The organism is Agromyces sp. NPDC004153 (assembly GCF_053603635.1).
The window spans coordinates 194,506-208,548 of the sequence record NZ_JBSGFY010000002.1; the positions used below are offsets into that span (position 1 = coordinate 194,506).

At 68.0% G+C, this 14,043-nt stretch carries 11 protein-coding genes and 1 pseudogene; 8 read left to right on the plus strand and 4 right to left on the minus strand.

The annotated features are described in order from the left end of the window. Positions 1 to 57 precede the first annotated feature (57 nt). The 3 genes and pseudogenes from ACWEOH_RS14910 (at position 58) to ACWEOH_RS14920 (ending at position 5,588) form a co-directional block, all read left to right on the plus strand. On the plus strand, positions 58 to 354 hold the full coding sequence (locus tag ACWEOH_RS14910; protein ID WP_452032291.1) for a trypco2 family protein: 297 nt from the start codon (positions 58 to 60) through the stop codon (positions 352 to 354). Next, positions 354 to 4,052, plus strand: coding sequence for a trypsin-like peptidase domain-containing protein (locus ACWEOH_RS14915; protein WP_452032293.1), 3,699 nt, complete (start codon positions 354 to 356; stop codon positions 4,050 to 4,052). The genes ACWEOH_RS14910 and ACWEOH_RS14915 overlap by 1 nt, the downstream gene beginning before the upstream one ends. A gap of 289 nt (positions 4,053 to 4,341) precedes the next feature. After that, positions 4,342 to 5,588 (plus strand): annotated as a pseudogene (locus tag ACWEOH_RS14920) (DDE-type integrase/transposase/recombinase). 512 nt (positions 5,589 to 6,100) lie between these two features. Here ACWEOH_RS14920 and ACWEOH_RS14925 read toward each other — a convergent pair. Beyond that, positions 6,101 to 6,385 (minus strand): hypothetical protein, encoded by a 285-nt coding sequence (locus tag ACWEOH_RS14925; RefSeq protein WP_452032294.1) that lies wholly within the window; start codon positions 6,383 to 6,385, stop codon positions 6,101 to 6,103. Between the two features lie 152 nt (positions 6,386 to 6,537). Between ACWEOH_RS14925 and ACWEOH_RS14930 the strand changes: the two genes are divergently transcribed. Next, the gene (locus ACWEOH_RS14930; protein ID WP_452032296.1) at positions 6,538 to 7,545 is read left to right on the plus strand and encodes a hypothetical protein; all 1,008 of its coding nucleotides are present in this window, start codon (positions 6,538 to 6,540) and stop codon (positions 7,543 to 7,545) included. 317 nt (positions 7,546 to 7,862) lie between these two features. Here ACWEOH_RS14930 and ACWEOH_RS14935 read toward each other — a convergent pair whose 3' ends face one another. Next, positions 7,863 to 8,054 carry a dodecin family protein gene (locus ACWEOH_RS14935; protein WP_452032298.1) on the minus strand — a complete coding sequence of 64 codons (192 nt, stop codon included), beginning with the start codon at positions 8,052 to 8,054 and terminating at the stop codon, positions 7,863 to 7,865. Positions 8,055 to 8,343: 289 nt separating this feature from the next. Here ACWEOH_RS14935 and ACWEOH_RS14940 point away from each other — a divergent pair, with 289 nt between their 5' ends. The 4 genes from ACWEOH_RS14940 (at position 8,344) to ACWEOH_RS14955 (ending at position 11,682) form a co-directional block, all read left to right on the plus strand. After that, the gene (locus tag ACWEOH_RS14940; protein WP_452032300.1) at positions 8,344 to 9,870 is read left to right on the plus strand and encodes a DUF2252 domain-containing protein; all 1,527 of its coding nucleotides are present in this window, start codon (positions 8,344 to 8,346) and stop codon (positions 9,868 to 9,870) included. A gap of 197 nt (positions 9,871 to 10,067) precedes the next feature. Next, a complete protein-coding gene (locus ACWEOH_RS14945) occupies positions 10,068 to 10,454 on the plus strand; it encodes a hypothetical protein (protein ID WP_452032302.1) in 387 nt (128 codons plus the stop codon). Positions 10,455 to 10,514: 60 nt separating this feature from the next. Then, complete coding sequence (locus ACWEOH_RS14950) at positions 10,515 to 10,874, plus strand: MmcQ/YjbR family DNA-binding protein (protein WP_452032304.1); 360 nt, start codon at positions 10,515 to 10,517, stop codon at positions 10,872 to 10,874. Positions 10,875 to 10,980: 106 nt separating this feature from the next. Further along, on the plus strand, positions 10,981 to 11,682 hold the full coding sequence (locus tag ACWEOH_RS14955) for a hypothetical protein (protein WP_452032306.1): 702 nt from the start codon (positions 10,981 to 10,983) through the stop codon (positions 11,680 to 11,682). Positions 11,683 to 11,689: 7 nt separating this feature from the next. Here ACWEOH_RS14955 and ACWEOH_RS14960 read toward each other — a convergent pair whose 3' ends face one another. After that, complete coding sequence (locus ACWEOH_RS14960; RefSeq protein WP_452032308.1) at positions 11,690 to 12,688, minus strand: ATP-grasp domain-containing protein; 999 nt, start codon at positions 12,686 to 12,688, stop codon at positions 11,690 to 11,692. Continuing rightward, positions 12,685 to 13,893, minus strand: a complete 1,209-nt coding sequence (locus ACWEOH_RS14965; RefSeq protein WP_452032310.1) for a flavohemoglobin expression-modulating QEGLA motif protein — start codon at positions 13,891 to 13,893, stop codon at positions 12,685 to 12,687. Before ACWEOH_RS14965 ends, ACWEOH_RS14960 begins: the two co-directional genes overlap by 4 nt. Positions 13,894 to 14,043 lie beyond the last annotated feature (150 nt).

A 14,043-nucleotide genomic window follows, 5' to 3' on the forward strand; every position in this document is an offset into this window, starting at 1 on the left:
GCGTTGACGCGGCAAATCCCCGTCGGCCATACTGACCCCGACGGGGAGGGGTGCCCGATGGGGGACGACCAGATCGGGGTAGGCGTCGCGGAGGCCATCCGCGTGCTCCGCGCCGAACTCGACGAAGCGTTGGACGCGGGAGAGGGCGAGCGGGTTCGGTTCAGATCCGACGCGATCGAATTGACGCTCGACGTGGCGGTCACGAAGGACGTGAACGGGAAGATCGGCTGGCAGATCGTCGGCGTCGGAGGCTCGTACGAGCAAAGGCGGTCGCAGACGCTGAAGCTCACCCTCATGCCCCTCGTGCGCGGTCAGGAAGGCGTCTTCGGCGAAGCGCTGCTCGGCGGGGAATGATGTCGAGCGAGACGCCGATGCTCCCCGATCCGGACGACGTGCTCGCCGGGATTCCGCGGCGACGCGTGGTGAAGATCCGCCGGACCGCGCCGAATGACGATACCCTGATCGGAACCGGCTACCTGGTGGATGCGACCACCGTGATCACCGCCGCGCACTGCACCCACGTCAAAGGCACCGGTGAGGCGGCGAAGCGGCTCGAGGCATTCTCCGCGTCGGACGGGTCCGGCATCGAGGTGGTCGACCTCGTGGAGGACCGGGAACTCGACGTCGCCGTCATCACCGTCGCCACCGCCTCGGACGACGACCCGCCGTTTCGCTCCACGGTCTTCGCGCGCGTCGACCGCGACCACGTCGGCACACTCGAGAACTGCTCGTGTGTCGGGTACCCGAACTTCGCGAAGGACCCGCGCGCCGGTGTTCGAGACCTCGCGGAGGTCCACGCGACCATCAACCAAACGGACGGCGCGGAGGCCGGCTACCTCACGGCGGTCGATCTCCGGCTGCCGTCAGGGAAGCCGGCGGACGGCGGCGCCCTTCCGTACGGTGGGTTCTCCGGGGCGCTGGTCTTCCACCAGCACCGTGCAGTCGGGTTGGTCGTCGACTACCGGCCCGCCCTCGGGGAGAACGCCATGCGGCTGGTTCCCTTCGACCGCATCGCCCGATCCGCGGTCGCGGAACGCCTCGGCATCGCTGGGCCGGACGAACTGCCGACCGCGAGTCAATCCGACACCGAAGAAGCTGCGCGGCAGGCGATCCGGGACGCGTTGTCACCGGCCGATATCGCGAGGATCTGCCGATTGCAGGTCGAGGACGCGATCACGGCGTTGAGCCGCCGACGGGGTGTCGACCTCGAGCACCGGATCGATCGGCCGAGCCTCGACGCCGTCCGCGAGTCCGTCGTCGACCCTCGGCACCGAATGTCCGTCGTCATCGGTCAGGCTGGATTTGGCAAGTCCACCGAGCTCGCTAAATGGGCTCAGGACTCGGCGAGTCCCGCGCTCTTGGTCCGCGCGAGCGAGGTCGGGCCCGAGGCGGGCGACCTGTCGACCGCTGCGGAGGCGGTGCTCCGACGGTTCACAGCGGCAGCCGCGGAATTGGATGCCTCGGACGAGGAAGCGCGCCGCGCCGGCGCCATCCTCGCCCGGTTCGATCGGCGACTCGACATGCTCGTCCGGCTCGGCGGACCGCTCACGATCCTGCTCGACGGCTTCAACGAGTTCCGTTGGCGGGACATGACGCGAACACCGTCCGATTGGGTGTCGGATTCGCTCCGGTGGCTCGAGTCCCGCGGCGCCCGCGCGATTATCACCACTCGACCCGAGCGCTGGTCGCAGGTCGGGTCCGCTGCCGACCCGAAGGACGTGAACGAACAGCGGATCGATGTGTTCACCGCCGATGAGGGCGAGACGGCGCGCGAGCGCCTCGGCATCCAAGTTCCGTCGCCGCTTTTCCGCCTTCCGCTTGCCGCGGGACTGCTCAGCGGCCTCGGAGCCGACCTCACTGTGTCCTCCCTCGACGACGTCGTTCGCGTCTTCGTCCACAACAAATGCGAGAAGATCGCGGTCTCCCTCGACGTCGACCGCTCCGAGTTCTGGCAGCGGCTCCGGCGGATGGCTCACACGATGTACCAGAACGAGCAGGACACCGTGACGCACGACGAGGCCATGGCATCCTTCTCGGATGTCGAACGCAGACGACTCCTCGAGGAGCAACTGCTCATCCGAGTCGAGAGCGGCGACCTGCACGGTGCCGACCGCTATCGCTTCGTCTATGACGACGTCGGCGAATGGGTGCAAGGCACGACGATCGACCTCGAGTCGGTGTTCGGCACCGCAGAGTTGCCGCCGGGTACCAGAGCGGGCCCGTTGGCCGCCGCCCTGCGGACCCTGGCCGCTCGACCCGACACGGGGGTGGACGCGGTCGTTCCGTACCTTGACTCGCTCGTGCAACGGGCGCTGTCGCATGACCGGATGGCGCCACTCGTGCTCCGCGCGGTATTCAGCAAGGTGCCGGATACCCGCCCTTATCTCGACCTCCTGCCGAGTGTCGACGACGTCGAGGCGGAAGAGAGCATCTGGCGCTACTCGCTGAGCGCCGACTTCTGGGCGACCCTCGCGATGCCGTACGAGCATCGGCTGGAGTACCTTCGCGCGATGGCCGGCGGCGAGGGCGGAGGCGAGTGGTCCGCCTTGGTCTTCCCGTTCGATCCCGCCTCGTGGCTGATGGCCGAGCGACTCGATCAGGATCCAACCGCACGCGCCATCATCGGATGGATCGAGGACGACCACCAGTCGGCACGTCGCGCACTGGTCCGCTTCCTGGACGATGAGAAGCCGCTCGGCCGGACGCCCTGGATCGTCGGACCTGCTCGGTTCGGTGAGCTCATCACGGCATGTCTCTGGCGGACACGGATGGACCACCCCGACGATCTGCTCGACCGGCTCGCAGAACGCGGTGAGACGGGCCCGGATTGGCTCGACCTGTGCCGACGCCTCTTCGCGGCGGCCCCGATCGAGACGCTCGAGGACGCCGTGGACCGTTGGCTGGCCGACGAGCCGATGGCGCAGGCCGCAGTCATGGTCGCCATCGACGTCCGGGGCCTGTCCGCGTTCGGACCCCGTGTGCGTTCCCGGCTGGTCGAGTTCCTCGAGGCCGCGTGTCAGGGGCGGAACGACATCCGTCCGAGCGTGGCCCTCTCAGCCCTGCTCGCGGATGCGGACACCGCGGACGACTGGGCAGGCGCGTTTGTCGAATCCGTTCGCGCCCAGGCGGATGCGCCCTTGGACCCGCTCGCCGGACTCCTCGCGGGCTCGCCGCACGCCGAGTCGATCGAGATCGTTCATCTCGCGATGCGGAGCCCCGACCACGACCGCCTCTCCACGCTGATCTGGACGCTCGCGCGCGCTCCGTTGAGCCTGCCCGATGCCGTGTACGCCGAAGTCGCGAATGCGGCGACGGATCGTGTTGCGGCGGACGTGGACGCGCTCGAACCCAAGACCGTCCTGACGAGGAAGGTCGCTTCGACGAACGGCGAATCGACCCAGGAGAGATATGTGCGCGCACCGATCGGGGTGGACGGCACATCGGCCGTGCAGACGACCTTCGCCACCGGTGAATCGGAGTCGTCGAGGGTCACCGCTGACACGATCCGAGTCGAACCGCTCGCTTGGGCACTCGGCGTGCTCGTCTCCGAGCTGCTCCGGGACCGTGCCTCGCTCGAAGCAGAACTCCTGGACGCGGTCGAGCGTGTCCTCCGTGCAGGCGGGTTCGATGAGGCCGGGCTCGTCGATGCGCTCACCCAACCCGAAGCGCTGCGCGACGAACCGGCGTCGGGCCGACGGCTGCTGCTTGCCCTGACGGCGAGGGGAACCGGCGCCGAGGTCGTCCTCCGGCACCTCGTCGCGAACGGGGCGACGCATCGGCTCGACGCCGAGTTGGCAGCGGCGATCGCCGGACGCCTCCGGCCGTCCGCTATGGACATCGTGATCGTGCAGTCGGCCGCTGCGACGGCGGAGTCCGAGGCGACGATCCGGCAATTCGTCGACCTGACGCGCGCGCCGGGCCGGCGGACGAAGGAACTCCTCGCCGCACCGCCGGCCGAGTGGAGCGCGGCGGTCGAACGCGTCGGGAAGAAGTACGAAAACGACGAACCTGAGGCGAACGCGCTGGCCAATTGGTTCAATCGCCGCTTCTAAATAATCAGCTCGACTGGAACCTTGGGTGGGGTGCTCCACCATGCAAACGGATTGATCCAACTAATCGTGCGTTCGAGGTGCACGGCGGCAATGCTGGCACTTGAGTCCTCCCGGCGTGCTCGGAGCCGCGATCCCATGGAGGGCCCCGCCGCCGAGAACGGCCATAGTGTCGAGCGGGCGGGCCCGGTCGATGACTGTCATGTCGCAGGACATCGGTGACGGTTATGCATCTTTGCATCGGTGATGGTTCGGAGCGGTTTGGTGGTGACAGTTCCTCGACGTTTGGGGGATGAGCCGCAACTCGCCTGTCGATCCTCGTGTCCGTCTCGCGATCGCGCAGTGGCGGCCGGATGCGCCACGCGGGGCGGTGTCGACGTTCTGTTTCGAGCACGGGATCTCGCGGAAGACGTTCTACGAGATCCGTCGCCGCGTCGCGGCTGATGGGCCGGCTGCGGCGCGCAAGCAGCGCAGCCGGCGACCTAAGACGAGCCCGAACACGATCGGTGACGACATCAAGCAGCAGGCGATCGGGGTGCGGGCCGCGTTGGAGCGCTCGGGTTTGGATCACGGGCCGATCAGCGTGCACGAGATGCGCTCGCTCAGGATGACCGCGCCGTCACCGGCGTCGCTGGCGCGGATCTTCCGCGACGCCGGGGTCGCCAAGTTCGAACCGCTGAAGAAGCCGCGGGCCGCGTTTCGCCGGTTCGTGTACCCGGCGCCGAACGCGTGCTGGCAGCTGGACGCGACCGAGTACGTCCTCGCCGATGGGCGCAAGTGCGTGATCTTCCAGCTCATCGACGACCACTCCCGGTACGCGGTCGCGTCCCTGGTCGCGGACGCGGAAACCTTGGACGCGGCGATCGCGGTCGTGGACAAGGGCATCGCCGCGCACGGGTGCCGCAGCGGCTGCTCACCGACAACGGGTCGGCGTTGAACCCGTCCCGGCGCGGCTACGACGGTCAGCTCGTCGCGCACGTGAAAGCGCTCGGCGTGCAGCCGATCACCGGGAAGCCGTACCGGCCCACGACGCAGAGGAAGAACGAGCGGTTCCACCAGACCCTGTTCCGGTTCCTCGACAAGCAGCCCATCGCCGAGACCATCGTCGAACTACAGGAGCCGGTCGACCGATTCGACGCGATCTACAACACCGAGCGCCCGCACCAGGCGCTGCCCGGCCGGATCACCCCGCAACAAGCCTGGGACGCGACTCCGAAGGCCGACCCACCGAAGCCTGGCCCGCCGCCGCCGCGCACGCTGATCGCGTTCCGGACAGATGGCCGCGACGACCAGGTGCGGGTCGTGAAGGTCGCGGGCAACGGCACCACGTACGCCCGCGGGATCAGCTTCCAGACCGGCCGCGACACCATCGGCCCGCATGTATTCGTGGTCTACGAGCCCGAGGGCGTCATGATCTTCGATGACCGCGGCACCCTCATCGTCGAGCTCCCCTGGCCGGCACCCGGAACCCGATACGTCGGCAACGGCAAACCCCGCGGCCGACGGCCCAAGACCCTCCCACCGTCACCGATGTCCTGAGACATCAACTGTCACCGATGTCCTGAGGCAGAACTGTCACCGATGTCCTGAGACATCACAGCTCGGTCGATGACTTGATCCGCGCACGTTTATCCAACACTCGTGACCCGAGACGGCTCGAGAACGGTCGAGGTCAACGGGTAGCATCGACACTCGACAGATTCGATCTGTGGCAAGGAATTCCTGATCATGTCGAGATTCTTCGAGGTATTCCATCGCACGCCGAGACGGCGGGTCCAGACCGGGTAGTTCCATCGGTCACGGGTTCAAGTCCCGTCCGCCCTACGGTGAAATCGATCTGATCAGCGGTTCTTGCCTTCACTGAAAGGCAGAGACGTGTTGGGCTCTCCGCCTGTTCACCGTCTATCGCGGCGATGCCGCGCTGTGCCGTCCGTCTCCGCGAAGGTGCGCGCTCGTGTTCGGCGAACCTCGGCTGGTCTCGGCTTCGTGGTTCGCAGATCTCGATTCGTCTGAGCGGGCCTGGCGCTGACCGAACCCAACGCGCCCATCAGCTAATGGCAGCTGGTGGCCGGGTCCCCGTCGATGTCGCCGAGGAAGCTGCCGAACTCGCCGACGTGGGCGTCTTCGCCCAGGATTTCTCGGGTGACGTTCCCGAGTCCGAGGCGTGGCTCCTCCTGGGACGATGCGTGCTCGCCGATGTCGTGGTGGGCTATCGCTCGCTGCTGGGTCACCACGCCCAGGCAGTTGGCGGAGTCGGGCGTGTCTGCCGCGACCGGTCCGGCGGCTCCGAGTACGAGGAGCGACGCCGCCACCGCTATCGCCAGTGTCCTGTTCATGCTGTCTCCTGATCGGGGTCTGGGCTCGAAGGAGTGTCCTCGAACCGGCGCCAATCTAATTCAGCGCTGCCGAGCGCCGCAATCGTTTCGGGCCCAGCCGAAACGTGGCGGCCGTCGTTGGCATGATCCGGCCTCGGGCCGACAATGAATTCATGCTGCGTCTTCACTTCGGGGTCGACGACCTTGCCCGGACGACGTTCGAGATGCCGTCGGTGATCGATGACATCGCCGGCAGCGCGCAGTCCGTGCAGCAACCTCACAGCCGGGTGCGAATGCAATTCCAGGGCGCCAGGATGCCGCTGCCCCCCGCGGCCCGGCCGCTGCTTGAGCTGGCCCCTGCCCACGGTGATGTGCCCGGCTTCCTCATCCCCGAGGCCACCGGCACGGTCGAGGAGCTGTTGGACCTGGTGATGGCCACCCCTCCAGCGCAGGTTCGGGCCGACTTGGAAGCTGCGACGGCCAGGTCGCCGCGAGCAGCCTGGACGAGCGAACTCGCCACCGGGAGAGGGCGCGCGATGGATCTGCTCGGCGCGGCGTTGGACGCCTTCCACCGGGAAGTAGTGGCACCGATGCGGCCCGGGTTCCGCAGGATCGTGACCGCCGAGCTCGGCCGCCTGGCCTGGCATTCCGCCACACTCGGGATGGAGTCGGTCCTGAACAGCATGCATCCCGCGATCAAGTGGCGCGAAGGGCGGCTCGATGTCGATCTCCCGGTCGACGCCGACGTTCATCTGGAAGGGCGTGGCCTGATCATCAGCCCGTCCGCCGCCTGGTCCCGTCCGGGATTCACGTTCCACTGGCGCGACCAGCTGGGCCTGATCTACCCGGTCCAGACCGACTGGGCAGCACCGGCTGCGGTCGCCGACGACCCGAATGTCCGACTGGGCACCGTGCTCGGGGCGACCCGGGCGAGGGTGCTCATTGCTCTCGCCGAAGGGCCGGCCGAGGGGCACACCACGAGCAGCCTGGCGACCGACCTCGGCATCGCCCTGGCATCGGCCTCCTCCCATGCGGCGGCACTGCGCGGCGTGGGCCTCGTCACGACCAGGCGCGCCGGGCGGGCCGTGCGACACACCCTCTCAGACCTGGGCCGCAGGATGGTCACCGCCGAGCCGAGCGCCGAACCCGGCAATGCCGACCTGCGCCTGCTCGGCTCGTGACAGCCACGTCTCGACAGTGGGGGGCCCTGCCCCGCACGCCCTGTGCTGTGGGGAGGCTCCACCGACCCGTTCGACCACGGGGTCGAGCGCTTCTGGCGCCAACTGGGTCGCGCGCGTCGTCGTCGTAGCGCGCCGCATCGTCGGCGGTCCACTGGGTGCCGCTCGCCATGGGTGCACGCCACAGCCCGGTGCCGCGCACGCGGAAACGTCGCGACCACTCGAAGGCTCAGACAGCCGCTGGAAGGTCCAGACGACAGCCGATCCGTGTATCAGCCCCTGGGCGATGTGGACCGCGTGGCCGCGTTGCGGAGATCGGCCTACTCTGGCGCGTACTTGAACGAAAGCTGGATCCGGGATCGGAACAACAGCGTCCCGTCGTCGTGGACGACGACGTCCTGCTTCGTCACCTCGGCGATGCGGAGATCGTGCAGCGATCCTGCGGCGGTGCTGATGGCTTCTCGGGCAGCGTCCTCCCAGGACGAAGCACTCGTGCCGACGACGTCGATCACTCGGTAAACGCTCATCATTGCCCCTCTTCGCTCGATGCCGGTAGGTCCATACTGATCGCGCTCGCGCTCGAAGGGAAGGGCTGCTTCCGAGCGCCGCGAGGCGTGATTCCCCGTCTCGGCTCCGGGTGCTGTGCCCCGCGGTGCGATTTGGCCACTGGTCAGGCAGTTCCCGTGCTGCGACCGGGTGAGCCACGGCAGGTCGCCCTCAGCGCCGACCACAAGGGGCCAAAGACCCATCCATCGGCCCTCCTCTGGGTGATGCTGGGAGCGCGAACAGGAGAAGGCTGAGATGGCTGACACGTCGATCACAACGCCGCGGGCTGGCGACCAGGCACCCCGGGACGAACGTCCGGGCGCCGATGCGACGCCTGGACGGATGTCCGATCGGGATCGTGCCGCCCGCGGCAAGGCCGCCCGGGCCACGACACCGCTGGGAGCACACGCCGATTTCCGGCGGTCCGATGAGGTGGACCCGATCGCACTTCTCCTCGGGCAGGCTGAGACACGGGTGCAAGAACTGGTGCCGATCCGGCATGGCCGGATGCTGGTGTCTCCGTTCACCTTCTACCGCGGCGCCGCGCTGGTGATGGCCGCGGATCTGGCCGGCACGTCGACCTCCGGGCTCGAGACCCAACTCTGCGGGGATGCGCACCTGTCGAACTTCGGCGGGTACGCGTCCCCCGAGCGGAGACTGGTGTTCGACATCAACGACTTCGACGAAACCTTCCCGGGACCGTTCGAGTGGGACGTCAAGCGGTTGGCCGCCAGCTTCGTCGTGGCCGGCCGCGACAACGGATTCACCGCCAAGCAGTCGCGCACCGTGACGAGGGCTGCGGTCGAGAGCTACCGGATCGCGATCCGCACCTTCGCCACCCAACCCATACTCACCGTCTGGTACGCCCACCTCGAGATCGAGGACGCGATCGACCGGTTCGCCGCTTCCCTGTCCGACCGGGAACGAAAGGGGCACAAGGCGGCCGTGAAAGACGCCCAGAAGGCGCTGGCCAAGGCGCACACCCGCGACAGCCTGCAAGCGCTCGACAAGCTGACCACCGTCATCGACGGTCAGCCGCGGATCGTCAGCACCCCACCGCTGATCACCCGGCTGGACGACATGACCGGCCTCGACACCGATGACCTGCTCCAGCGGCTCACCACGCTCATCGCCGACTATCGCGACACCCTGACCGCGGACCGCCGACGGCTGTTCGACCACTTCGAGCTGGTCGACGTCGCGCACAAGGTCGTCGGGGTCGGCAGCGTCGGCACCCGCGCCTGGGTGCTGCTCTTCCAGGGCGGCGTCGAAGGCGAAGTCCTCCTCCTGCAGGCCAAACAGGCGCAACGCTCGGTCCTGGCTGACTTCGTGCCCGACCTCGGCGCGGCATCCCCAGCACCAATGGACCCCGCCGACCCGCGCGGCCACGCGCACGAAGGACGGCGAGTGGTGATCGGGCAGCGGTTGATGCAGGCGAGCAGCGACATCTTTCTCGGCTGGCTACGCGCCACGCCGACCGGTCAAGGCGAGCAGGACTACTACCTACGGCAACTGCGGGACTGGAAGGTCTCGGCCGAGATCGAACAGCTCACACCGAGCAGCATGGAAACGTATGCCCGGCTGTGCGGGTGGACGCTCGCCCGGGCACACGCCCGGGCGGGGGACCGGGTCGCCATCGCGGCCTACCTCGGCAAGTCGGACAGGTTCGACCGGGCCATCGGTGACTTCGCCGAGACCTACGCCGACCAGAACGAACGCGACCACGCATCCCTGGTCGCGGCCGTCGATTCCGGACGAGTCCAAGCGCAGTCCGGGTTGTGACCGGAGCGGAGGATCCCTGATCCGGGCGCGAAACCTGGAGGCTCTCTGACCGCGTGCTGGTCGTCGAGGCCGACTCGCCCGCAGACGTGTCGTGGGATCGACGACTTCACGACCCGGATCCGATGTCACAGCATGGTCGCCCGAGGGGTCGTATGTACAGGGTCCTCGATATTGGGCCGAGGCTCGAAGGGAAGACCATGAGCATGCTCGACTGGTTGCACCGCCCGCTGCACCACAGGGCGGTGCATGTATTTCGCCGCGCGGCCGAACGCGGTGACGGCGAACGACTGGCCGCGCTGTTGGATCCCAGCGTCGCCGTGGTCGTCGATGCCGGTGATCAAAATCACCCCAGGGTCAGAGTCGTATACGGCGTCTACGAGGCGATCGCGCTGCTCATGCACGGCATGGCGGCCAAGCCGGGCCTCATCATCGACGAGCGCTCGGTCAACGCCCAGGCCGGGCTCTTGCTCAGCCGAGGCGGGGAGACGATCGCTGCGATGACGGTCGACTTCACGCGAGGGCTCATCAGCATGGTGTGGATCCGATTGCGTCCGGAGAAGCTGCGGCACTGGAACGAGGTCTGATGAATGTCCACTCCGGCACGAGTTCGTCGCCGAGCGAGTTCCGGGAAGTAGGGTTCACACATGGCGCGACTCGAAGACGTACGTCGTCTGGGCACCGAGCTCGAGCGGTCGTACGAGGTGTATGTGCGCGGCAGGTTGAAGTTCCGCGTCGGACAGCTGGTCTACGTCGCGTTCTCCCTCGATGAGACGGTGATGGGCTTCGCGTTTCCACGGGAAGAGCGGGGAGCACTCGTCGGGGGCCAGCCACACAAGTTCCAGATGCCGAGCCCGGCCGACATGCGCTTCAACTGGGTTCACGCCGACCTCGCGGCGCTGGAGCCGAGCGAGGCGCGCGAGTTCGTCGTCGACGCCTGGCGCATGGTCGTCCCCCAGAAGGTCTCCCGCGCCTACGATCTCGCGAATCCCAACGGCCCGGGATGAGTCCGGGGCATGCGACAGCCGGAGGAAGCGTTCCGCGAGATGCTCGTACATCGGCGGCCGCGGCCGATGCCGTCCTGGGGGAGCCGGCCGTGGCATACTCGCCATCGTGACCCGGAACGCACTCACCGTCGTTCTCGTCGGCGTGCTGACCTTCGGCGGACTCATGGTCATGGTCGAGCTCACCACACCCGGGGGGCTCATCATCGATCGGCCCGACGCGGAGATCGCGGCGCTCGCCGATGAGGCGTTCCTCACGGTGGAGGGGCGCGAGATCTTCTTCGATGCCCGGCCGCGATTGCGCGACGAAGACGAGTTGTTGCGGGCTTGCGACCGGCGTGCGTTCGAGCCCGATGACTCCGGCGGCAGCACGACGGTCGGGTGCTACAGCGGGTACGACGTCATTTCGATCTTCAAACCCGACGATGCGCGACTGCGGCCGATGATGGTGACGACGGCCGCGCACGAGCTGCTGCACGCCGTGTACGCCCGACTGGATCCCGCAGAGCGCGATGAGGTCGACGCGCTCGTCGAGGCGGAGCTCGTGCGGGTGCCCGCCGACGACGTGGTGCACGAGCAGATCGCGGCGTCGGTCGGCGACCGGTCCGAGAACCGCGCCAGCGAGCTGTTCGCCTATCTCGGTTCCCAGGTCGCGCTCGACGGCGGGTTCGACCCCGAGCTGGAGGCCTACTACGCGCGGTACTTCACCGACCGGGATGCACTCGTCGACGTGTTCCTCGCGTTCGAGTCGACGCTCGACGGAAGCGGCGTGGAGCTCGAGAACGACTGGGCGGATACGGGTCGCTGGTGACGTCGGCTCAGAACCCCGGGCTCACGCGGCGCTCCAGGGCTTCGATGACGGTCTCGGCGATGTCGATGCCGTAGAGCCGCTCGACGCTCTGGAACCCGCCGGGACTCTCCGCGTTGATCTCCACCACCTGGTTGCCGATCACGTCGATGCCCACGAGGAACATGCCATCGGCGACGAGCTTGTCGCCGATCGCCTCGACGATGCCGAGCTCGGCGTCGCCGATCTCGAGGGGCACGGACCGGCCACCCTTGCTGATGTTGGCGCGCAGGTCGTTGCCGTTGGGCACGCGGCGGAAGGCGGCCGGTCTGCCGTCGCGCTCGAGGATGCGGCCCTCCAGCAGGAAGATCCGGGCATCGCCGTCTTCGGCTCCGTCGATGAACTCCTGGATGATGGCGTAGCCGTCCTGCAGGACCGCCTCCGTCATCTGGGCGAGGTTGGTGGCTCCCGGGCCCTCGATCATGAAGACGTTCCGACCCTTCGCCCCGTACAGCGGTTTGACGACGCAGCGGCCGACTTCGTCGACGAACCGCTCGATCGCCTCCGGATTCCGTGTCACCAGCGACCGTGGTCGGACCTTCTCGGGGAACTCCTCCAGGTAGAGCTTGCTGGTCGCTCGATGGAGGGTGTTCGGGTCGTTCACCACCGCCACGCCTCGGTCCGCCAGCATCTGTCCGAACACCACGCCCATCGGGCTGGCCCACGGGCGCGCCTGCAGGTCGTCGATCGACTCGTTGCGCAGGACGAGCGCATCCAGGTCGTCCATGACGATCCGCTCGGCGTCGCGCGCCTTGATGCCCTCCATGAAGCTCGCGAGGGTGTCGTCGCTCTTCCACCTCGCGGCGCGAGCCATGGCCGCGAACAGCCCGTCGCTGCTCCCGAACTCGAGGTCCCCGACGCCGACGTACCAGGTCTCGTGCCCGCCCCTGGCTGCGGCCCTGGCCAGTCGGGTGGTCGCGTACTCGTCCACTTCGGTGTCGACGTCGTTGACGAGGAATGCGAGCCTCATGCCGCCACGTCTCCCTCGTAGAGGTCGGTGACCGTCGCGCCCGCGCGCAGTCGCTCCAGACGCTCTGGTGCACCTGGCACGTCCAGCCAGCGTGGCCGAACCCACGGCGCGTGGAGCACCTCGCGGTCGAGCAGGTCCTGCACCAGGGGGATGTGGTCCAACGCGAGCTTGCCGACGAGCAGGACGTCGAGGCGGCTGCCCTCGGCGAGGGCGTCGAGGATGCGCGTGATTCCACGCAGGTAGATCGCGTCCTTCACCGAACCGCCCCCGACGACGACCCGGATGGCGATGGACCACGCGGTCCGTGCCGGTATGCGGTGGTCGGCCCGCAGCGACTCGAAGATGTCCAGGAAGCCGGCGCCGTCGAGCATCCTGCCGACTGCGACCACTCGCGCCGCGAGTACGCGCAGCCGCCGCGGATCCAACCCGCCGGTCAGGTACTCGGCGAGCACGGCGAGGCCCTCCTGCGTCTCGTCGTAGCCGGGCAGGCCGATGGTCAGCAGCGTCAGTGGCTGCCGGGCACCGTTCTGGTAGGTGACCACGTGGGTGCCGACCTCGTGGTGCAGCAACGGCTCGACCCGGTCGGCCCGGAAGGCGGCCGACTCCGGGATGAGCAGGCGCCCGAACGACACCATCAGCTCGGAGATGTCGTCCCGTACCTCGACGCGGACCGGGAAGTCCGGGTACGCGGCGCGGTACCGCTCGAACTCCGCACGAGCCGCGTCGGCGAACGCCCCGGCCGTGACGGTCTGGGTGCTGGGCGCCTGCGGGGGAATGGTCTCGAGCAGCTCCTCCGCCGTCGCCGCCAGCGGCGGAGCCACCGTTCCGTAGAGCTGGAGCGACCCGTAGAGGAACCGTGACGTGTCGCGGTCCTCCAACGCGGTGATCTGCCGGGCGATCTCGTCCCGTTTCGCACGGAAGAGCGTGTGCAGCGCCGGGTCGTCCACGTTCTCGACCGCGAGGTCGTACAGGTCGCGCTGCACCAGGTCGGGGTCGAAGTCCAACGGCCGCAGCCGCAGCGTGGGGGCCGTGCTGAAGTCACTGCGTTCGAAGTCCGCCCACGCCTCCGCCGCGTTGAGTGGCGTGACGTTGACGAGCAGGTTCACGCGGCGCTCGATCGCGGTGAGCCGGGCGTCGATGTCGAGTGCGGGCGCCAGCCGCTCGGTCGGTGATGACACGTCCCGGTCGTTGTCGTTGCCGGCCATCGGAGACCCCCTTCTCGTGCTCACACGGTACTTCTCGAGCGAAACGGCAAGGAACCCCTTGCGGATCGACGTGATCCGCGCATCGCATTCCTCGACCGGAGTAGATTCCAGATCACCCGCGCCGTTCCGGAACGGAAGCGGCCTCAGGCG